The sequence below is a fragment of the Streptomyces odontomachi genome, assembly GCF_024435355.1.
Lineage (GTDB): Bacteria > Actinomycetota > Actinomycetes > Streptomycetales > Streptomycetaceae > Streptomyces > Streptomyces odontomachi.
This window is the reverse complement of record NZ_JAMJWG010000007.1, coordinates 1-20,682: the sequence shown is the minus strand read 5'-3', so window position 1 is coordinate 20,682 and position 20,682 is coordinate 1. Positions and strand designations below refer to the sequence as shown.

Sequence of the window (20,682 nt, the reverse complement as noted above, 5' to 3'; positions counted from 1 at the left end):
GGCCCGGTCCGCAACGGCGCACCCGACGGACCGGGCCCCACAGCCGGGCCACGCCCCCACCCCGCGTGCACGAAGGGTCAGGGGTGCGAGGGGTCCGCGCGTACGGGCGTCGCATCACCACGTTGCCGCGTCCCGCGCACCCTCCCGCCCGATCGCCTCCTAGAGTCAATACCGCACGATTTCGCACTATCACACGCGTATTTTCCGCGTTTTCCATTTCCTACGGTTTCGCGCCATGCGCGGCGCACCTGCGAGGGCGCCGTGCAGGACGACCCGAAACCGCGCAGGACGAGCCGAACGGGAGGACCGACAGGGCGTGACCGACGTCGAGCACAACAGACCGGGGAGGATGGCGGTGCAGGGCGCGGGCGGCGCGGTACGCGTACCGCTGGGTGCCGTTCGGGCGGTCCTGTGGCTGCTCGCCACCGCGCTCGCGGTACGCCAACTGGTGGCCGTGGAACTCCAGCCGCCCGCCGAGCGCCTGCCCGGCCTGGTGAGCTGGCTGGGCCCGGACGGCGTGCTGCCGCTTCGGGACTCGCTCTACGCCACCGGGCGGTTCACCGGTACCCCCTTCGCCGGCCTGGTCCTCAGACCGCTCGCCGGCGCCGCCGAGCACGCCTTCGGCCTCGCCTGGACCTTCGGCACGCTGCTGCTCGTCGTCCTGCTGGGCGTCGTCGCCGCGCGCACCCTGCCGCAGCCGGCGCAGCGCCGCACCACGCTGCTGGCGCCGGTCGCGATCTGTCTGCTGATGCTGTCGCTGCCGGTGCGCCACAGCCTGCACCTCGGCCAGACCAGCGTGCTGCCGGTGCTGCTGGTCCTGCTGGGCTGCTGCACGGTACGCGGGGCGCGCACCGCCGGGGTGCTCATCGGGCTTGCCGCCGCTCTGGCACCTGCGGTGCTGCTGTTCACGCCGTTGCTGTGGTGCATCGGGCGGCGCAGGACCGTGCTGTCCTGCGCCGGCACCTTCGCCACCGGTACGGCGCTCGCCTGGGCCGCGCTGCCGGGCGACTCCTGGACGTACTGGGCGCACCACATCACGGGGGTCGGCCTCGGCGCGGCCCCCGACAGCCTCGGCAACCAGTCCCTGCACGGCGCGCTGCTGCGCTGCGGCCTCACCGGAACGCCCGAGCTCGCGCTGTACTTCGGCCTCGGTGCCGCCGTCGCGGCCGTCGGACTGCCGCGCGCCGTCCGTTACGCACGCGACGGGCAGTTGCTGCTGGCGGTGGCCGTGACCGGCTGCGTCGCCGTGGTGGTGTCGCCCACCACCTGGCAGCACCAGCTGCTGTGGGTGCTGCTCGCGGTCACCGGCCGGGCCGGCCGGCGCGCTGCCGACCGCCTGGTGTGGCCGACCGTCGTCGTCCTCGTCATGACGCTGCCGCCGGCGGCGCTGCTGCCGAACCAGTCGGTGATGTACCCGCTGCGCGACAACGCGGTCCTGCTGACCGCACTCGCCGCCGCCTGCGCGGTGCCGTTCCTGTCCACCGCCTCGCCGTACTTCCGGGCGCCCGTGCCCACCGCGTACGTCACCCCCGCGGCGGGCCGCCGGCGCCGGGTGCCGTTGCTGCCGTTCTGGCGGCGGGTGCTCACCCGGCCCAACCTGGTGCTGGAGCTCCTGCTCATCCGCGTCTTCTACGCGGCCTACGGCTATGTCCGCATCGCCGCCGAAGGCGACAGGAGCACGGCGGAACGGCACGGCGGCCAGGTGCACCACGTCGAACAGGCGCTCGGCATCGACGTCGAGCACTGGGCCAACCACACGATGGTGCACCTCTCCTGGCTGCGCGACCTTTTCGACTACTACTACGAGTCGCTGCACTTCATCGTGCCCATCGCGGTCCTCGGCGTGCTCTACGTGCGCCGTCCAGCGGACTTCCGCTGGGCCCGATCGACGCTCGGCTTCACCACCGCGCTCGCCCTGCTCGGTTTCTGGCTCTACCCGCTCGCCCCGCCACGGCTCGTGCCGGACCTGGGCTTCGTCGACACCGTGCACGGCGTGCAGGACTTCAGCAAGCCGTACTACGGCCTGCTGACCTCGCTCACCAACCAGTACGCGGCCATGCCCTCGCTGCACTTCGGCTGGGCGCTGTGGTGCGGCATCGTCATCGTCCTGCTGGCGCCCCGACGGTGGATGAAGGTGCTCGGCGTGCTGCATCCGGTCATCACGGTCTGCGCCATCGTGGCCACCGGCAACCACTGGGTCCTGGACGCGGTCGGCGGCGCGTTCGTCGTGGCGGCCGGGTTCGGGTTGGCCTATCTGCTGGCCGGCCCGCGGTCCGTCGAGGGCACCCGGCCGGACACCGTCAGCGCCAGCACCCCGGAGATCGCAGCCGCGGCGAGCAGCGGCGTCCAGAGTCCGTGATGGAGCACCAGCCAGGCACCGAGCACCGCGCCGCCCAGCAGCGCCAGGGTCGAACCCAGTCGCCGCACGGTCCGTACGGGCCGGCCGTCCCCCAGGGGCGAGTCGGCGGCCAGTCCGGTCAACGTCATCGTCAGCACCGTCGTCGTCAGGTCGGCCACGCCCAACCTGCGCACCGTGGCGTTGCGCACCCCCATGGCGAAGGCGGTCACGGCGATGAGCGTGTACAGGGTGGCGGTACGGCCCGGCGACCATGCCGCCACCCCGGACGAACCGCCCAGGAGCACCGTCTCGGTGACGAGCACCAGCCGCAGCCAGGTGCGCCGTGCCGTGCTCCGCCGCCCCTGCCCGGAAGGGGCGGCGGAGCCGGAAGAGGTGGCCTCCGCCGCGCACTTCCGTCCCGCCCAGCCGCCCGCCGCCGACCCGGCCAGGAACGCCCCCAGCGACACCAGCACGCGCGCCCAGAAGAACCCCTGCGCGCCGGCCGCAGCGAAGCCGAGGACCACCACGTTGCCGGTCATGTTGGCCGTGAAGACATGGCCGAGCGCCAGGTAGCTGACCGCGTCGATGATCCCGCTGACCACCGTCAGCGCCAGCAGCGCGGCCGGCAGCGGCAGACCGCGGGCGGTGCGCTCGCCGTGCGCCGTTGGCGGGGGCGGCGAGGACGGGGAGGTGGGCACGGGGGCGGGTTCGTGGTCGTCGGCCGGTCGTGGCGAAGCGGGTTCGCGGCCCTCGTCCGGCGGGGGCGTCGGCATGCGGGCGGCACCTTCCGGGGGTGGGAAGTCCGGGCGAGCGTGCTCCCAGGAGCGAGCGCGTTTCCCCCGGGCCGGGGCGCGGCCAGGGGGGACGATCGCCATGGTGCCCCGTCCGGCGGCGTGCATGCGCCGGGACGCGCGCGAGGGCGGCGCCGGGCCCGCACGCGCCGGCTACCGCGTGGTGCCGCTACGCCGTCGGGTCGCCGGCGTCGCGGCGGGGCGTGCCGGCCGGAGCCTCGAAGGCGATCGGCGCTTCGAAGGCCGCGCGTCGGGTGGCCCGGCGCAGTGCCTTGAGGACGGCGGGCCCGAGCGTCCAGGTCAGGACGGCGGTCACCACCGCGCGCCCCAGGTCCCAGCCGAGTGAGGTGGTCAGGCAGTAGGCGAGGAAACGCGCCAGATTGCGGGCGAGCCCGGCGGCCGGGTCGTAGGCGACACCGGAGGCGAGGGAGTTCATGAACGGCCAGCCGGCCAGGTTCATGATCGTGCCGTAGGCGACGGCGGCCAGGAACCCGTAGCCGCCCAGCATCGCCAGCTCACCGCGGCCCCGCAGCCGGTGCGGCCCCGGCAACAGCCCGGCGCCCATGGTGAACCACCCCATCGACAGCATCTGGAACGGCAGCCACGGTCCCACTCCCCCGGTCAGCAGCGCCGAGGCGAACATGGTCACAGCGCCGAGCACGAACCCGAAACCGGGGCCCAGCACCCGCCCGCTCAGCACCATCAGGAAGAACATCGGCTCGATCCCGGCCGTGCCGGCGCCGAGCGGTCGCAGTGCCGCGCCGGTGGCGGCCAGCACGCCCAGCATCGCGACCGCCTTCGCACCGAGCCCGGCCTCGGCCACCGTCGCGGCGACCACGGCGACCAGCAGCACCAGCAGCCCCGCGAACAGCCAGGGGGCGTCCTGCGCGTGCGCGCCGGCCTGCGACGTCGGCCCGGTGAGCAGCGGCCACCCGAAGGCGGCCACTCCGACGGCGCTCACCAGCACGAGCGCGGCCACGGACCGCGGCCCGAGCCGCACCGGCCGCACCTGCGGGTCCGTCTTGCCCGCCGTCCGGTCCGCTCGCTTGCGCGCCGTCGGGTCCGTTCGCTTGGCCGCCGTCTGGCCCGTCCGGTGGTCTACTCGGCCCATGTCAGGGCCTCCGTCACCTGGGTCACCGTCAGCCAGGGCTGGGGCGCGAGCACCTTCGCGACCTGCGGGGCGAAGGACGGGGAGGCGACCACGACCTCGGCCGTCGGACCGTCGGCGACGACCTCGCCGTCGGCGAGGATCACCACCCGGTCGGCCAGTTCGGCGGCCAGCTCCACGTCGTGCGTGGCGAGGACGACGGCGTGCACCGGCGGATTGCGTGGCGAACCGGGTCCGGGGGCCGGGTCGCCGCCCGTCAGGCCGCGCAGCATCCGCACGAGGCGGGCCTTCGCGGCGTAGTCCAGGCCACGGGTGGGCTCGTCGAGCAGCAGCAGCGGAGGGCGGGCGGTGAGCACCACGGCCAGTGCCAGGGCGAGCCGCTGGCCCTCCGACAGGTCACGCGGATGGGTGTCGTCCGTGATGCCGGGCAGCAGCTCCGACACCAGCGCACGGCACGTGCCGGCGGGCGCCGCCGCATCACGGTCGGCGGCCGCGCACTCCCCGGCCACGGTGTCCGCATACAGCAGGTCGCGCGGCTCCTGCGGCACCAGGCCGGCCCGGCGGACCAGCTCCTGGGGCCCGGTGCGGTGCGGCGCCACGCCGCCCACCCGTACCGTGCCGGCGGCCGGTTCGACGAGGCCCACGAGTGACGAGAGCAGCGTCGACTTGCCGGCGCCGTTGCGCCCCATGAGCGCGACGATCTCACCGGGCGCCAGAGAGAGGTCGACCCGCCGCAGCGCCTCCACCCGCCCCCGGCGCACCGCCAGCCCTTCGACGACGGCGACCCGTTCCGCCCCACGGATGCCCGGGTGCCCGTCGTCCCGGTGCCCGGCTCGACGTCCCGCCCCCGCGGCCCGGCTCCGCCGCCCGGACAACAGCCGGGGCACCAACCGCCCGACGCCGAACGGTCCACCACCCGGACGAGGACCCGCGGACGGGGATCCGGTGCCGGCGGCCACGGACCGGCCCCCGGCGGCCCCGGCCGGCCGGCCGGGAGAAGTCGTCGCCGGCTCGGCGGGAACGGTCGCGGCCGAGTCGGCGGCAGCCCCGTTGGCCCGATCGGCCGGAGAGGTCGTCGCCGGATCGGCGAGGACCGCGGATGCCGGATCGGCAGGAACGGCGGCAGCCGAATCCGTGGTGACCGTGGTAGTCGGGGCGGCCGTGGTAGCCGGATCGGCGGGAGAAGTCGTCGCCGGATCGGCGGGAACGGTCGCGGACGGGTCCTCGGGGACCACCGTGGCCGGGCCGCCGGAAGCGGCCGGGGCCGGGGCCCCGCCCGCCCCGCCCGTCCGCCTCGCGAGCCGTTCCCGCAGTTCGCCGGCGTGCCGCCGGGCGTCGCGCACCGTCAGTGGCAGCGGCGACCAGCCGGCGAGCCGGCCCAGGCCCACCACGGGTGGGTACACCGGCGAGCCGGCCATGATCTGCGCGGGGTCGCCCAGCACCGGTGTCGCGCCGGGGGCCTGGAGCAGCAGCAGACGGTCCGCGTACTGCACCACGCGTTCGAGACGGTGCTCGGCCATCAGCACGGTCGTGCCGAGGTCGTGCACCAGCCGCAGCAGCACCGCGAGCACCTCTTCCGCCGCGGCCGGGTCCAGTGCGGACGTGGGTTCGTCCAGTACCAGGACGGCCGGGTGCGGGGTGAGCACGGAACCGATGGCCACGCGTTGCTGCTGCCCGCCGGAGAGCGTGGCGATGGGGCGGTCACGCAACGCCGCGAGACCCAGGAGGTCGAGGGTCTCCTCCACGCGGCGGCGCATCACGTGCGGGGCGAGGCCCAGCGACTCCATGCCGTAGGCCAGCTCGTCCTCGACGGTGTCGGTGACGAAGTGGGCGAGCGGGTCCTGGCCCACGGTGCCGACGACGTCCGCGAGTTCGCGCGGCTTGTGGGTGCGGGTGTCCCGCCCGGCGACGGTCACCCGGCCGCGCAGCGTGCCGCCCGTGAAGTGCGGCACCAGGCCGCTCACCGTGCCCAGCAGGGTCGACTTGCCCACCCCCGACGGCCCCACGAGCAGCACCAGCTCGCCCTCGGGCACGGTCAGGTCCAACCCGCGGACGGCGGGCTCGGCGGCGCCTTCGTAGCGGACGGAGACGTCCTCGAACCGGATCACGAGGGCTCCTCACGGGGTGACGGGGACTCGATGGCGGCACCGCGCCGCGCCGCACCGGCGGGCGACGGTGCCACCAGCGCCGGCAGCAGGCCCAGCAGTACCGCGGCGGCCGGCCACAGCGGGAGGGCCGGCGCGGTCAGCGGTAGCACGCCGGGGCTCAGGGCGGCCGGATCGTACGCGGCGGCGCGGATCAGCAGGGCCGCGACCGCCGCGCCTGAGCCGGCGACCAGCCAGCCGCGCGCGCCCCACGCGTCGGGCCGATAGCGGGTGCGTACCGTGCGACGGCCGCCGAGCCAGAGCCCGCCGAGCGCGGCGGCGACGCCGGCCAGCAGCAGCGGCAGACCGTATCCGGCGCCTTCGGCGGCCAGCAGCCCGTAGGTGCCGGCGCACACGCCGAGCAGCCCGCCGAGGGTGAGCGCGGCCGTGGTGCGCCGCACGGCGGGCGGGACGTCGGCGGTGCGCCCGTAGCCGCGTGCGTCCATCGCTGCGGCCAGCGCCACCGACCGTTCCAGCGCCCCCTCCAGGACCGGCAACCCGACCTGGAGCAGGCCGCGCAGCCCGCGGTCGGGCCGGCCGCGCAGCCGCCGTGCGGCGCGCAACCGGCGCACATCGCCGACCAGATGCGGTGCGAACGTCATCGCCACCACGACCGCGACGCCCGCCTCGTAGAGCGCGCCCGGCAGCGTTCTGAGCAGCCGGGTGGGGCTGGCGAGGGCGTTCGCCGCGCCGACGCAGACCAGCAGGGTGGCGAGCTTCAGCCCGTCGTACAGGGCGAACACCAGGCCTTCGGCGGTGACCCGCCCGCCGAGCCGCACGCCCTCGGCCCAGCCGGGCAGCGGGATCTCGGGCAGCGTGACGAGCAGATGGGTGCCGGGCACCGGCGAGCCCAGGAACGTGGCGAAGACCAGCCGGATCGCGAGCACCGCCAGCGCCAGTTTCACGAACGCCCCGTACGACCGTGCCCAGGGTGCCTCGGTGCGGCGCACCGCGACCACGTAGCCGGCGACGGCCGCCAGCAGCCCCAGCAGCAGCGGATTCGTGGTGCGCGACGCCGCGGTGCCGAGCCCGATCGCCCACAGCCACCAGGCCCCGGGGTGAACGGCGTTGCCGCGGTGCGCCTCAGGCGCGCGCCACCCGGCGCCGAACGACCCGGTCATCACGGTCCGCCGCCCGGTCAGCCGCGCCGCCGGCGGGCCTGCCAGACCGCGGCGACGCCGAGCAGGGCCACCGCGGCGACGCCCACCAGGACCGAGGCGGACGGGATGTGGTGGCCGGCCGCCTCCTGGGAGGCCTTCGCGGATGCCTGCGCGGTGCTGCCGCCGGCCGGTTTCGCTCCCGAGACCTGCTCGCCGCAGCCGGTGCGCGGGTAGCCGGCGATGGCGCACAGCAGCAGATTGCTGTTGTAGCGCAACGGTTCGGCGACCGAGGCGAGCGCGTCAGCGGCCGTCGCGTCCTTCTCGACCCGGGCGCAGGCGGTACGCCGCTCGGGCGGCCGTTCGCCCTGCGGGGCGTCCGCGGTGGTGCCGAAGTCGAGGACGAGCGCGATGCGTTTGGTGGCCGACCGTGCGGGCGTGCCGGCGCAGATCGTCGTGAAGTCATGGCCGCCGCGCGGCCGTGTGGCGTCCTTGGAGTCCGCGCTCACCGCGAACCGGAAGCCCACCACCGCACCGTCGTCGGGCCGTGCGACCGACGGCCCTTGCGTGGCGTACGCCCAACTGCCGCCGCCCGCGTCGCCGCGGTCGAGCTGCCAGAACGACCAGTAGCGGTACCCGGCGGCCTCCGCGGGGCCGGCTGTGACGAGCGCGACCAGCGCGAGGGCCAGGGCGAGCAGCGCACCCGTCAGCGCCCGGCGCAGGCCCGCGCCCCCGAGGGGACGCCGACGCGTGCCGCGTACCGGGCGGCGCGTCATGACCGGCGCCTCGCGCGGGCGCTGAGCAACAGGCCGGCTCCGATGCCGGCGACGAGGCAGGCCCCGACCACCGACCAGATGAGGGTGGTGTCGGTGCCCGAGTGGCCGGCCGGGCGCGCCATGGCGTCGTCGCCCACGGCACCGGTCGCCCGCTGGGGCGCGGGCCCCGTGTCGTTCAGGGCGGCGACCAGGTCGACCTTGCCGAAGTGGCGCGGGTCGGTGCCGGTGGCGTGCGCGGCGAAGATCAGTTCGGCATAGCCGGCGGGACCGGTCTCGCCGGCCCAGTCGGCCGCGTGCCCGGTCAGCCAGGTGACGGGCTTCTTGGCCGCGTCGCTCTGGCCCGCAGCGACGAGGGCGACCACCGCGTCCGCGGTGTTGCCGAAGTCCGGCTGGTCCTCGGAGCCCGCCAGGGCGGCCTTCACGTAGGGGGTGTCGGCGAGCAGGGCGCGCAGGTAGGCGGCGCCGTTGGTGGCGACGCCGGATGCCGAGTGCGCCGCGTCGTCCCGGCACTTGGCGCGTGCCGGGCTCGCGGAAGCGCTGCCCGCGGCCACCACGAGTCCCCGGCCGAGGCCGCCGAGCACGCCCGCCGCGGTCGCGTCGGCGTTCGCCGCGAGCTTGCCGGACTTCGCGTCCCGCAGCCCCAGCGCGCCGCCCTTGGCGCAGGGCAGGGCGAGCTTCGCCAGGGCGTCGTAAGGCGACCGGGCGCCCTTGGCGGAGTGCACGTCGGCGGGCCGCTTGCCGGCGGCGGTGAGCGCACCGATGACGATGCCGGTGGAGTTGGCGTCGCTCGGCAGTCCCGGCGAGTAGCCCCAGCCACCGTCGTCGTTCTGCACGCCCTCCAGCCAGTGCAGCGCCTTGGTGACGGCCGGCAGGTGCCCGCCGAGCCCGGCCAGCGCCTGCACGGCGGCCGCGGTCGAGTTGCTGTCCACCTGGGTCTTGGCGTCGCAGCGCGTGCCGGGGTCGGCGCGGAAGGCGGCGAAGGCGCCGTTGTCGCACTGCTGCCGGGTCAGCCAGTCGATGGCCGACGCCGCCGGGTGCACGCCCACGGTGTGCTGGGCGAGCAGCGCGTACGACTGGCGGAACACCCCGTCGTACGTCGGGTCCGAGGTGCCGTACAGACCGGCAGGGTGGGCCGGGGAGGCGGACGGTGTGGCGGACGGCGCCGCATCGTCGGCGAGAGCGACCGGCGCTGCGGACATGCCGAGCACGAGGGCGGCGGCGAACACCGCGGCGCTACGACGGACCTTCATGGACGGCGGTGCCTCTCCCTGCGGGGAGCCGGGCGCACGGGCGCACACAGGCACCGGGCGGCTCCGGCTCCGTGGACCACGACGGTGCCGGCCACCGGGGGCGACCGATGGCACGAGCCGATCACGTCCCATACGAGGCGTTCCGGCTCACCGCTTCCTTGGGGACCGGTTACGGGTCACCGCGCGAGCGATTCACGGTTGCGGGTCAGCGCCGGATTCACGCCGGCTTCCCCTCGTACAGGTGTGAGGACGACGACTCACTCTACCGGCCGTACGGCGCGCCCCTTGGGGGCGGACCCGGCGGCGGGGCCGGGGCGCGCGGTCCGGCGCGTGCGAAGGGACCTGTCGGCGCTCAGTGGACGACCCTTCGGCAGGCGGGGTGGAGGGCCCTTCAACAGGGCGTGTTGGGACGAACCCTGATGATCCGCCGGCCCGCCGGCCCGCCGGGGTCGGCCGCCGGCAGCTCCAGCCCCCCGCCCGGGTCGGCCGCCGGCAGGTCGAGCAGCCGGCACACCGTCTCCAGATCGGCCCTGACCTCGGCGATCGCGGCGCGGCCCGACAGCCAGGCGATCAGCGCCGCGTGCCAGGTGTGCTCGACGACGCGGACGGCGCATACCTGGCCGGGCGTCGGGGCGGCCGGTGAGTCGGGGCTCATCGCCTCCAGGATGATCGCGGTGGTGCGGCGGTAGACCTGGTCGACCTCGGCGTTCACCGAGCGGTCGGCGAAGGTCAGGGCACGGACCATGGCGTCGGCGAGGTGCGGCTCGCGCTGGAGGGCGCGGAAGGCGCGCATCAGGGTCTCCGCAACCCGTTCGGCGGGCCCGTCGCCGGCCGGCGGACGCTCACGCAGCGTGGCGTGCAGCTGGTCGAGACGGTCCTGCATGGTGGCCACCAGCAGGTGCACCTTGGACGGGAAGTAGCGGTAGAGCGTGCCCAGGGCGACGCCCGAACTCTCGGCGACCTCCCGCATCTGCACCGCGTCGAAGCCGCCCCGGCCGGCCAGCCGGGCGCTCGCGCGCAGGATCCGCGCCCGGCGTGCCGCCTGCCGCTCGGTCAGGGGCGCGCCAGACGGGTCCGCCGCGTCTGCCTCCACAGTCATACGTGCGCTCCGTCACGGTGCCTCGGCGATCGATCGTGTGCACGGTGACCGTACCCGTGTGGGACGTCCGCTAAGGGCGCGGGGAACCGGGGGCTCGGCCGGGTATCCGACGTCACCGCGCGGGGGCGCACTTCCCCGCCGCACGCTCGGGGGCGGCCCCGACGGGCCGGGAGGTCTACTTGCCGGTAGATTGGTCGGGACGATCAAGTCTGAAACTTGTTCTACATTGATGCCCACACGTACTGTCGCCGTGCAAGCTCAGAAGGGGGCCGGGAGTGACCGCTGGGACCGAAGAGGCGGAGCTTCAGGCGTCCGGGAAGCCGACGGCGGCCGCGTACGGCGGCAAGGACGACGCCGCCCACGCCCGCAGGGCCGGGGGCACCTCGGAGGAGGCCGCGGACGGTGGGCCGTCGCTGCGCATCGCGCTGCTGACCTACAAGGGCAACCCGTACTGCGGTGGCCAGGGCGTCTACGTCCGGCATCTCTCCCGCGAGCTGGCCCGCCTCGGCCACCGGGTCGAGGTGATCGGCGCACAGCCCTACCCGGTCCTGGACGAGGTGGGCCCCGAGCCCGGTCCGGGGCCGGGCGCCACCGGAGGCGGTCTGCGTCTCACCGAGTTGCCCAGTCTCGACCTCTACCGCCACCCTGATCCGTTCCGTACGCCCGCGCGTGAGGAGTACCGGGACTGGATCGACCGGCTGGAATACGCCTACATGCGCACCGGCGGCTTCCCCGAGCCGTTGACCTTCTCGCTGCGCGCCGGCCGGCTGCTGCGCGCCCGGCGCGGTGACTTCGACGTCGTGCACGACAACCAGACGCTCGGCTACGGCCTGCTCGGCGACCTCGGCGCTCCGCTGGTCACCACCATCCACCACCCCATCACCGTCGACCGCGAGCTGGAGCTGCGGGCCGCCGGCACGGACCGGCTGCGGCGCTGGGGAGTGCGCCGCTGGTACGCCTTCACCCGGATGCAGAAGCGGGTGGCGCGCCGGCTGCCGTCGGTGCTGACCGTCTCGGGCACGTCCCGGCAGGAGATCGTCGACCACCTGGGGGTACGACCCGACCGCATCGACGTCGTGCACATAGGCGCCGACACCTCGCTGTTCTCGCCGGATCCCGCGGTGCCACAGGTGCCGGGCCGGATCGTGACCACCTCCAGCGCCGACGTCCCCCTCAAGGGCCTGGTCTTCCTCGTGGAGGCGCTCGCCAAGGTGCGTACCGAGAACCCGCACGCGCACCTGGTCGTGGTGGGCAAGCGCGCCGAGCAGGGACCGGTCGCGCAGGCCATCGAGCGGTTCGGCATCGAGGACGCGGTCAGCTTCGTCAAGGGCATCTCGGACGCGGAGCTGGTCGACCTGATCCGCAGCGCCGAGATCGCCTGCGTGCCCTCCCTGTACGAGGGGTTCTCGCTGCCGGCCGCGGAGGCCATGGCGACCGGCACGCCCCTGGTCGCCACCACGGGCGGTGCCATCCCGGAGGTCGCCGGGCGGGACGGCCAGACCTGTCTGGCGGTGCCGCCCGGTGATGCGCAGGCGCTGGCGGCCGCGCTGAACCGGCTGTTCGGCGACCCGGAGCTGCGGGCCAGGCTCGGCGCCGCCGGCCGGGACCGGGTGCTCGCGAAGTTCACCTGGGCGCGCGCCGCCGAGGGCACCGTCGAGCGGTACCGCGAGGCGATCGCCCGCAGCAGCCGTCGGCGCCCGTTCCGCATGCCGCAGGCCGACCGTTCCCTGACCGCCCTTTCCGCCGGTGCCGGGCGACCGGGCCGTGCACAGACCGGCCGTACGGCAGCCACCACGGGCCTGGCGACCGCCGTTCCGGCCGGCCCCCCTGCCCCCACCCCCCACCCCGGCCGTGCCGCGGCCACCGGAACACCCTCCGGGAGCAACCACTGATGCTGACCGTCGACTTCACCCGCTTTCCGCTCGCCCCGGGCGACCGCGTGCTCGACCTGGGCTGCGGCGCCGGGCGGCACGCCTTCGAGTGCTACCGGCGCGGTGCGCGGGTCGTCGCCCTGGACCGCAGCATCGACGAGGTCCGCGAGGTCGCCAAGTGGTTCTGGGCGATGCAGGAGGCCGGCGAGGCCCCGCAGGGCGCCACCGCCACCGCCATGCAGGGTGACGCGCTGGCACTGCCGTTCCCCGACGACTCCTTCGACGTCGTGATCATCTCCGAGGTCATGGAGCACATCCCCGACGACAAGGGCGTGCTCGCCGAGATGGTGCGGGTGCTGCGGCCCGGCGGCCGGATCGCCGTGACCGTGCCGCGCTACGGGCCCGAGAAGGTCTGCTGGGCGCTCAGTGACGCCTACCACGAGGTCGAGGGCGGCCACATCCGCATCTACCGGGCCCACGAGCTGGTCGGCCGGATCCGCGAGGCGGGCCTCAAGCCGTACGGCAGTCACCACGCGCACGCACTGCACTCCCCGTACTGGTGGCTGAAGTGCGCCTTCGGAGTCGACAACGAAAAGGCGCTGCCGGTGCGCGCGTACCACCAACTGCTGGTGTGGGACATCACCAAGAAGCCCCTGGCGACCCGGCTCACCGAGCGGCTGCTGAACCCGGTCGTCGGCAAGAGCCTCGTCGTCTACGCCACCAAACCGCATCTGCCCGAGACCGGGACGACGACGGCGTGACGAGTCCGGAGAAGACCGAACGGCTCGTCCTGCCCGGTGTGCTCACCGGCGACCAGGCCGCCGCCACGGTCCGTGCGCTGTGTGCCGCCCAACGACCGGACGGCGCCATTCCGTGGTTCCGTGGCCACCACCTCGACCCCTGGGACCACACCGAGGCCGCCATGGCACTGGACGCGGCCGGCGAGCACGAGGCCGCAGCCCGCGCCTACGACTGGCTGGCCCGCCACCAGAACGAGGACGGTTCCTGGTACTCCGCCTACGCCGACGGCGACGCCGGCGCCGTCACCGACCGCACCCGCGAGTCCAACTTCACCGCCTACCCGGCCGTCGGCGTGTGGCATCACTACCTGGCCACCGGTGACGAAAGGTTTTTGGACCGGATGTGGCCGGTGGTGCGCGCCGCCATCGACTTCGTTCTGGCGCTCCAGCTGCCCGGCGGGCAGATCAGCTGGGCCCGCAGCCCGGAAGGCAGCGCGCCCGACGACGCCCTGCTGACCGGCTCGTCGTCCATCCACCACGCGCTGCGCTGTGCCCTCGCCCTCGCCCAGCTGCGCGAGGAGCCGCAGCCCGACTGGGAGTTGGCGCTCGGCAGCCTGCGGCACGCCATACACCGCCACCCCGACCGCTTCGTGGACAAGTCGGACTACTCGATGGACTGGTACTACCCGGTGCTCGGTGGCGCGATCGGGGGCGAGGCGGCCAAGGACCGCATCGAACAGGGCTGGGACCGTTTCGTGGTGCCCGGGCTCGGGGTGCGGTGCATCGCGCCGAACCCGTGGGTGACCGGCGGCGAGTCGGCCGAACTCGCCCTGGCGCTCTGGGCGATGGGCGAGTCCGACCGCGCCGTGCAGGTACTGCGCTCCCTCGGCCATCTACGCGACCACGCCTCCGCGCTCTACTGGACCGGCTACGTCTACGAGAACGACATCGTGTGGCCGAAGGAGCTGACCACGTGGACGGCCGGCGCGCTGCTGCTCGCCGTGGCCGCGCTCGGTGGCGACGAGCCGACCTGCGCGGTGTTCGGCGGCGCAGGGCTGCCGTGGGGTCTCGACCCGGAGTGCTGCGACTGACCGGGACCCGGGCCGGACCGTGCCGGCACGGCCGGCGGTACTGCGGTTGTCGGGAGGATTCAGTGCCGGTGGAGGCGGTTGGCCACGGCGTGGCCGACGATCAGGTAGACCACAGCTGCCAGGCCGTAGCCCGCGACCACTCGGGCCCAGTCCTCGTTGAAGGTGAACAGGTCGTGTGACCACCCGGCCAGCCAGTCCGCCGCGTGCCGGACGACCCGCACGAGGTCGTTGCCGCGGTTGGCGTCCAGGAGGTACATCAGTATCCATAGGCCGAGGATGAAGGCCATGGCGTCGGCTACGACCGCGATGACCGTCCCCGCCTGCTGAGAGCCGTTGCGATATCGGGACATGGTATGCGGATTGCCCGTCGTGCCCATGGCAAACCAGCCGCCCGGCCGAGGGGTTGACGCTGACGGCCCGCCCGTAACGCACCGGCTCCCGCCCCCGGCACGGCAACGGCCCCTGTTCCGCTGGGAACAGGGGCCGTTGGATTCTCGACTGGACGCCACCGCTGAGACGAGGCGGATCCGTTCGGTGGAGCGGGGCGCGGGCTCAGCCGCGCTGGATGCCCGAGGTGTCCTGGAGGACGCCCCGGCGACCGTCCTGGGTCTGCGCCACCAGGCTGGCGCCGCGCTGCTCGACCGCCAGGTACCAGGTACCGGGGGCGAGTTCGGCGATCGGGTTCGACGAGCCGTCCTCCGGGTACAGCGGGCGCTGCACCGGCACCGCGAACCAGAAGGGCGAGAAGTCACCGGCGGGCTGCGCGCCCTGCGTCTGCTGCGGGGCCTGGCCCTGCTGCTGCGTCGGCGGCTGCGCACCGTACGGCTGCGGCTGGCCGGGCTGCGGCTGACCGGGCTGACCGGGCTGCGGCTGACCGGGCTGGCCGCCGTAACTCGGCTGCGGGCCGCCCGGGTAGCCGTACCCGCCGCCCTGCGGCATGCCGCCCTGAGGCATGCCGTACGGGGCGCCGGCCGGGCCCGGGGCACCGGCGAGCGGAGCCTGGAGTGCGGGCACCAGCGGGGTGGCGACCGCGGCGGCAGCCAGCACCAGGGAGGAGATCAGACCGAGGATCATGCCGGAACCGGCGTCCACACCGTCGAGGTCGACGATGGTCCAGAACATGATCCACGCGACCAGGACGGTGAACCCGACGCCGAGCGCACCGATTTCGAGACCGGCGACCTTACGCGGCTGCGGCAGTGAACGGCTGATCACGATCAGCGCAGCGCCGACCACGCCACCCATGTAGAGCCCGAGGCCTTGACCCAGGCTGTCCCAGGCGTTGGGCGCCTCGCCACTGCTGCCGTAGCCCGAGGGTACCGAGTAGAGGCCGAGGAACGACGCGATGAACAGCAACACCGCTGCCGCAATCACCACGCCGTCGCCTCGGTTGAGGGAGCGGATATTCACTTCAGGTCCTTCGTCAGTCGTCTCATCGGTCGCTGGTGGGCGTCGCTGTCGCACATGGATCGCGGTGGCCGGTCTCTGAAGGACTGCGGTGGCCGCGGGGGGCGAAGCGCGGGGGTGGCCCCCCATCGTAGTGGCGAGACTATCGTCATCACGGTGGGGGTGTCTGCCGGGTCATGGGCTTGTGACCTCACCCGTGCAGGAAACTCATCATTCCCTCAGAGATGCCCTGTGCGGCCTTCTGCCGCCATGCACCGCTCATGATCAGAGCAGCGTCCTTGCTGTCCCGCATGTTGCCGCATTCGATGAACACCTTGGGAACTTCCGACAGGTTGAGGCCCCCCAGGTCGTCCCGCACGTCGAGTCCGGTGCCCTGGCCGATGTAGTTGGACGGGGCGGTGCCGGTGACCCGCGCGAAGCGACCGGCGACGTGCTCGCCGAGGTCGCGCGAAGGGCCCGTGATCGCACGGGTGTCCGCGCCGCCCTCGTGGACAGGGGCGGGCAGGATGACGTGGAAGCCGCGGTCGCCGACCGGGGCGCCGTCGGCGTGGATGGAGATCGCGGCGTCGGCGTGCTCCTTGTTGCCGATCTGGGCCCGCTCGTCGACGCACGGCCCCCAGGGGCGCTTGCCGTCCTGGGTCAGGACGACCCTGGCACCCTGCTTCTCCAGCAGGGTCCGCAGCCGCCGTGCGACGTCGAGGGTGAACTCCGCCTCCGGGTAACCGGAGTTGGTGGCCGTGCCGGTGGTGTCGCACTCCTTGCGTGCGTTGCCGACGTCGACCTGCCGGTTGATGTCGGTGGTGTGCAGGTGGTTGCTCGGGTTGTGACCGGGGTCGATGACGACGACCTTGCCCGCGAGGGGGCCCTGCGTCGCACCGGAGCCGCCCGGCCGGGTGCCCTTGCTCGAAGGGCTCGCCGACGCTCCCGAGTGGCCCGACGCCGAGGCCGACGGGCGCGTGCTCGCCGGTGCCGGGGTGCCGTCCGGTTCGCCCGCGGCGCCGGAACCGTTCGACGGGCTTCCGGTCGCCTGGAATATCAGCCAGCCGACCAGAACCGCGGGCACCAGCGCCGCGAGCGTGACCGTCAGCGGCCCGCGCCCGCGCAGCACACTGCGCGCCGGGCGCGCCCGGTCCGGATCGTGGAAGTCCCCCGGTTCGTGGGCACCGCCGTTGTCACCGCGCCCGCTCACAGCCCCGCTCCGGTGCGCCGCAGCACGCGCAGCGAGCGGGTCACCGAGACCTCGGCGAAGGCGCCGGAGTCCATCGCGCGCCGGTAGATGCGGTACGGGGCCTGGCCGCCGTCCGCCGGGTCGGGGAACACATCGTGGACCACCAGCAGCCCGCCGTCCGCGACGTGCGGCGCCCAGCCCTCGTAGTCGGCCGTGGCGTGCTCGTCGGTGTGGCCGCCGTCGACGAAGACCAGGCCGAGCGGTGCCTGCCACAGCCTGGCCACCTGCGGGGAGCGGCCGACCAGGGCGACCACGTGGTCTTCGAGGCCCGCCTTGAACAGGGTGCGGCGGAACGTGGGCAGCGTGTCCATCGGGGCCACCGCCGTTTCCGGATCGACCAGCTCCGCGTCGACCAGCTCCGGATCGTGGTACTCCCAGCCCGGCTGCTGCTCCTCGCTGCCACGGTGGTGGTCGACGGTGACCGCGGTGACGCCCGCGTCACGGGCCGCTGCGGCGAGCAGCACGGTGGAGCGGCCGCAGTACGTGCCGACCTCCAGCAGCGGAAGGCCCAGTCTCGCGGCCTGCGCCGCCGCCGCGTACAGGGCCAGGCCCTCGTCCCGCGGCATGAAGCCCTTGGCGGCCTCGAAGGCGGCCAGCACGTCCGGTCCCGGCAGCGACGCCGCCCGGTCGGACAGCCGCGTCGCGGACTCCGGAGCCATGGTTCCTCCAGCGTGGGGGGCGGTGCGCAGGCTCGGCTCGGTCTGCGCACCGCCCATGCTGCCGTACGCCCCGCGCAAGTGGGCCATTGGGGGCGCCCCTGCGGGGGAGCCTTACGCCCCCCCGGCAGGGGCGCTCCGGTCAGTTGTAGACCGTGGCCTGCCGGGCCGTCGACGAGATGCCGTTCGCGCCGTGGAAGATGCGCTCGCCCCAGCTGGTCAGCGACTGGCCGTTGAAGCCGTTGACCATGTCGAGGTACGCGACGTCACTGCTGTTGCCGCTCCATGACCAGCCCAGGTAGCCGATGCCCAGCTGCTGGGCGGTGGCCATGATGGTGTCCTCGTCCGGGTTGCCGTCGGTGTGCTGGTTGCCGAACTCGCCGACCGCGATCGGCAGACCCGCGCTGACGAACGAGTTGAGGTAGCTCGTGATCTCCGACGCGGTGTCGTAGACGCCGTACATGTGGACCGAGAACAGCGTGTTCTGCTGGGAGTCGGCACTCGCCACGGACGCGGCGTTGTTCTTCATGGTGCCGTCCCAGTCCTGGCCCCAGCAGGGCGCGTCGACCATCAGCGTCTGGGTGATGCCGGCGTTGCGCAGCTTCTGGATGGCGCCCTTGGTGTCCGCGACCCAGCCGGAGGTGTTGCTGTTGCCGTACGGCTCGTTGCCGATGTTGACGATGGTGTAGGCCTCCTGGCCCTGGAGCGCGCTCTTGATGCCGATCCAGTAGTCCGCCGCCTGGGACAGGCTGATGGCGCCGCTCTGCTCGCCGTAGCCGGTGGTGTCATGGGCCTCGAGGATGCAGATCAGCTTGTTCGCCTTGCACTGGCTGATCACGTTCGCGACGTCGCTGGCGTCGTTCTTCGTCCAGCGGGCGCCGGTGCTCAGCACGATCCGGACGCTGTTGGCGCCGAGCGCCTTGATGTCCTTGAGCGACTGGGTGGTCTTGTCGGCGTACCAGTTGTGCGCGGCGCTGACACCGCGCAGCACGAAGGCGCTGCCGTTGCCCTCCACCAGCCTGCCACCGCTGATGTGCAGCCCGGTCGCCGCGGTACCGGTGGGCGCGGCCACGCTGGCCTGCGCACTCTGGCCGAGGTCGAGGCCGCCCAGGGCAAGCCCGGACAGGCCGGCGATGCCAGCCAGGACGCTACGCCGAGACAACGTTGTCATAATGCGACTCCAAGAAGGTCGGGCGCCCCGGGTGACTGCGGGACGCGGAGGGGAGGGAGAGGTACGGGAGGGGGGTGCGGTGCCGGTCGCCGGATACCGGTCGACAGTTGCCAGTCGCCAGTCGCCAGCCGTCAGCCGTCAGCCGCCTAAGAAGAGACGCCGGGGCTGAGGAACCGGGTCAGCGCCGGGTACCAGCGGTTGGCGATCTTGACGTTGCCCGAGTCGTTCGGGTGCACCCCGTCGTAGGTGTCGGTCGACGTGCTGAAGCCGGTCCACTGGTCGACGGCGACCACCGGCGACTGGGCGGTGCTGATGCCGGCAGCCCACTGCGGGATCTCGGCGTTCAGGTCCTGCACGCGCTGGCCGCACTCCGCACAGTTGCTCGGCGCCATCGGCAGGATCTGGGCGACCAGGACCTTCATCGACGGGTTGTCGGCCCGCATCTGGGTCACCATTTTGGTGAACGCGGCCAGGATGGTCTCCGGAGACTTGGCGCTCCAGACGTCGTTCGTACCGAAGTGCATGACAACGATGTCAGGATGCGTGGCGGAGAGCCAGCCCACCAACTGGTTCTGGTCGGCGGTGACCGTGGCGAGCGCACCACCGTGGCCTTCGTTGTCACCGTCGTACGTCACGCCACAGCCCTGCGGGCCGAGCGTGCCGACGAAGTCGACCGAGGTGTAACCGGCGTCCTGCAACTGGTTCCACAGCAGTGCACGCCAGCAACCGGGCGATCCGGTGATCGAGTCACCCAGCGGCATGATCCGCACCGGATCTGCCGCGAGGCGGGCCTTCGCGTCCGGGCCGCCCTTGGACTCGGCCGTGGCCGCGGGCTGCGCCAGGACCACGGCGAAGGCCAGGGCGAGCAGCGCCGTGAGCGTGCGCCGGAGGTTTCTGCCCCACATGGCCGTTCCTCCTTTGTGTGTACGGGTGCGTCGGCCTGATGCCGGGAATGGGGGTGCCATCCGAAATGGGAGCGCTCCCACTAACGGTTCACATGACCTCATGTTGTCCTTGCCATGTCAAGAGTTGCGGCAGTGTGAAGCGGGGAGGCCTCGGCGCGGCGTGCGATCCGGGCGAGGCCGGCCGGTCGACGCACGGCGGCCGGGGCGGGTGACGAGCGTGGCCGCCCAGCGGGCAAAGAAGGCACGCCACGCCGTGAGCGCTGTCCGGTGCTGGTCCCTGGTAATCGGTGGCGACGTCGGTCCCTGGTAATCGGTTGCGACGTCGGCGGCGCTTCTACTGGCATGCGCGCATGCGCCTGACCTCAGAAACCGTCGCTGACGGCGTCCGCGAGCAGCTCTTCACCATCGGGAACATTCCTGGGGTGCTGTGGACACCTGCTGCGGGTTCCGGACCCCGGCCGCTGGTCCTGGTCGGGCACGGCGGTGGCTCGCACAAGAAGGGGTGGGAGGTCGTCTCCCGAGCGATCCCGTACGTCGTGTCCTGCGGTTTCGCGGTCGCCGCGATCGACGCGCCGGGGACGGGCGACAGGCCGCAGCACGCCGAGGTCCGGCGGCTTGTCGCGATCATTCAGGAACGGGAGGCGGCCGGCGAGCCCGTCGGCCCGGAGTGGCGTGAACGCTGCGAAGTCGTGGCGGCACAACTCATCCCCGACTGGCAGACCACCCTGGACGCGCTGCGGAAACTGGACTCCGTCGGCGAGGGCCAGCCCGTCGGGTACTACGGCCTGTCGGAGGGCGGTGAAATGGGCATCCGCCTCGTCGCTGCCGAACCGCGTATCACGGCAGCTGTCCTCGGCCTCATCGGAAGCGAGTGGCTCATCGACGCCGCGACACGGATCACCGTCCCGGTCGGGTTCGTACTGCAATGGGACGACGAAGGGACTCCGCGGGACTCCGTCATGAAGCTGTTCGACGCGCTGGGTTCTACCTTTGATCTTGGCCAGTGCTCG

General features: G+C 73.4%; 17 protein-coding genes, 1 pseudogene and 1 riboswitch. Of the genes and pseudogenes, 5 read left to right on the top strand and 13 right to left on the bottom strand.

Annotated elements, in window-relative coordinates; translation table 11 throughout:
- The first annotated feature begins 316 nt into the window (after positions 1–316).
- Positions 317–2,359 (top strand): bifunctional glycosyltransferase 87/phosphatase PAP2 family protein, encoded by a 2,043-nt coding sequence (locus NQO67_RS16445; protein ID WP_374119010.1) that lies wholly within the window; start codon positions 317–319, stop codon positions 2,357–2,359.
- On the opposite strand, the gene NQO67_RS16440 is transcribed toward NQO67_RS16445, so the two are convergent.
- From NQO67_RS16440 to NQO67_RS16410, 7 genes are all read right to left on the bottom strand, one after another.
- Entirely contained in the window at positions 2,251–3,111 is an 861-nt protein-coding gene (locus tag NQO67_RS16440; protein WP_255950745.1) for a YoaK family protein, read from the bottom strand. The two genes, NQO67_RS16445 and NQO67_RS16440, sit on opposite strands and share 109 nt — an antisense overlap.
- 187 nt (positions 3,112–3,298) lie before the next feature.
- Positions 3,299–4,240: an ECF transporter S component gene (locus NQO67_RS16435; protein ID WP_255950744.1), complete on the bottom strand. Its 942-nt coding sequence runs from the start codon at positions 4,238–4,240 to the stop codon at positions 3,299–3,301.
- Entirely contained in the window at positions 4,228–6,345 is a 2,118-nt protein-coding gene (locus tag NQO67_RS16430; RefSeq protein WP_255950743.1) for an ABC transporter ATP-binding protein, read from the bottom strand. The genes NQO67_RS16435 and NQO67_RS16430 overlap by 13 nt, the downstream gene beginning before the upstream one ends.
- Positions 6,342–7,502, bottom strand: a complete 1,161-nt coding sequence (locus tag NQO67_RS16425; RefSeq protein ID WP_255950742.1) for a CbiQ family ECF transporter T component — start codon at positions 7,500–7,502, stop codon at positions 6,342–6,344. Before NQO67_RS16425 ends, NQO67_RS16430 begins: the two co-directional genes overlap by 4 nt.
- 17 nt (positions 7,503–7,519) lie before the next feature.
- Positions 7,520–8,254, bottom strand: coding sequence for an SCO2322 family protein (locus NQO67_RS16420; RefSeq protein ID WP_255950741.1), 735 nt, complete (start codon positions 8,252–8,254; stop codon positions 7,520–7,522).
- Positions 8,251–9,504 (bottom strand): SCO2321 family membrane protein, encoded by a 1,254-nt coding sequence (locus tag NQO67_RS16415; protein ID WP_255950740.1) that lies wholly within the window; start codon positions 9,502–9,504, stop codon positions 8,251–8,253. The genes NQO67_RS16420 and NQO67_RS16415 overlap by 4 nt, the downstream gene beginning before the upstream one ends.
- Before the next feature lie 173 nt (positions 9,505–9,677).
- Positions 9,678–9,737: riboswitch (cobalamin riboswitch) on the bottom strand.
- Between the two features lie 158 nt (positions 9,738–9,895).
- Entirely contained in the window at positions 9,896–10,603 is a 708-nt protein-coding gene (locus tag NQO67_RS16410) for a TetR family transcriptional regulator (protein WP_255950739.1), read from the bottom strand.
- A gap of 275 nt (positions 10,604–10,878) precedes the next feature.
- Between NQO67_RS16410 and NQO67_RS16405 the strand changes: the two genes are divergently transcribed.
- The 3 genes from NQO67_RS16405 to NQO67_RS16395 are packed head-to-tail and all read left to right on the top strand — an operon-like array spanning position 10,879 to position 14,305.
- Entirely contained in the window at positions 10,879–12,495 is a 1,617-nt protein-coding gene (locus tag NQO67_RS16405) for a glycosyltransferase family 4 protein (protein ID WP_255950738.1), read from the top strand.
- The gene (locus NQO67_RS16400) at positions 12,495–13,235 is read left to right on the top strand and encodes a class I SAM-dependent methyltransferase (protein WP_255950737.1); all 741 of its coding nucleotides are present in this window, start codon (positions 12,495–12,497) and stop codon (positions 13,233–13,235) included. The genes NQO67_RS16405 and NQO67_RS16400 overlap by 1 nt, the downstream gene beginning before the upstream one ends.
- Positions 13,232–14,305, top strand: coding sequence for a prenyltransferase/squalene oxidase repeat-containing protein (locus NQO67_RS16395; protein ID WP_255950736.1), 1,074 nt, complete (start codon positions 13,232–13,234; stop codon positions 14,303–14,305). The genes NQO67_RS16400 and NQO67_RS16395 overlap by 4 nt, the downstream gene beginning before the upstream one ends.
- Before the next feature lie 59 nt (positions 14,306–14,364).
- Here NQO67_RS16395 and NQO67_RS16390 read toward each other — a convergent pair whose 3' ends face one another.
- The 6 genes and pseudogenes from NQO67_RS16390 to NQO67_RS16365 form a co-directional block, all read right to left on the bottom strand.
- A complete protein-coding gene (locus NQO67_RS16390; protein WP_255950735.1) occupies positions 14,365–14,655 on the bottom strand; it encodes a hypothetical protein in 291 nt (96 codons plus the stop codon).
- 202 nt (positions 14,656–14,857) lie between these two features.
- Positions 14,858–15,715, bottom strand: coding sequence for a DUF5336 domain-containing protein (locus tag NQO67_RS16385; protein ID WP_255950734.1), 858 nt, complete (start codon positions 15,713–15,715; stop codon positions 14,858–14,860).
- Between the two features lie 187 nt (positions 15,716–15,902).
- A complete protein-coding gene (locus NQO67_RS16380) occupies positions 15,903–16,901 on the bottom strand; it encodes an N-acetylmuramoyl-L-alanine amidase (protein WP_374119009.1) in 999 nt (332 codons plus the stop codon).
- The gene (locus tag NQO67_RS16375) at positions 16,898–17,599 is read right to left on the bottom strand and encodes a class I SAM-dependent methyltransferase (RefSeq protein ID WP_255951009.1); all 702 of its coding nucleotides are present in this window, start codon (positions 17,597–17,599) and stop codon (positions 16,898–16,900) included. The genes NQO67_RS16380 and NQO67_RS16375 overlap by 4 nt, the downstream gene beginning before the upstream one ends.
- A gap of 139 nt (positions 17,600–17,738) precedes the next feature.
- Positions 17,739–18,767 carry a glycoside hydrolase family 5 protein gene (locus tag NQO67_RS16370; protein WP_255950733.1) on the bottom strand — a complete coding sequence of 343 codons (1,029 nt, stop codon included), beginning with the start codon at positions 18,765–18,767 and terminating at the stop codon, positions 17,739–17,741.
- A 155-nt stretch (positions 18,768–18,922) separates the two neighbouring features.
- Positions 18,923–19,672: pseudogene (locus NQO67_RS16365) on the bottom strand (SGNH/GDSL hydrolase family protein); the annotation flags it as partial.
- Positions 19,673–20,022: 350 nt separating this feature from the next.
- Between NQO67_RS16365 and NQO67_RS16360 the strand changes: the two are divergent.
- The coding region (locus NQO67_RS16360; protein ID WP_255950732.1) for a dienelactone hydrolase family protein at positions 20,023–20,682 on the top strand (660 nt) is incomplete at its 3' end.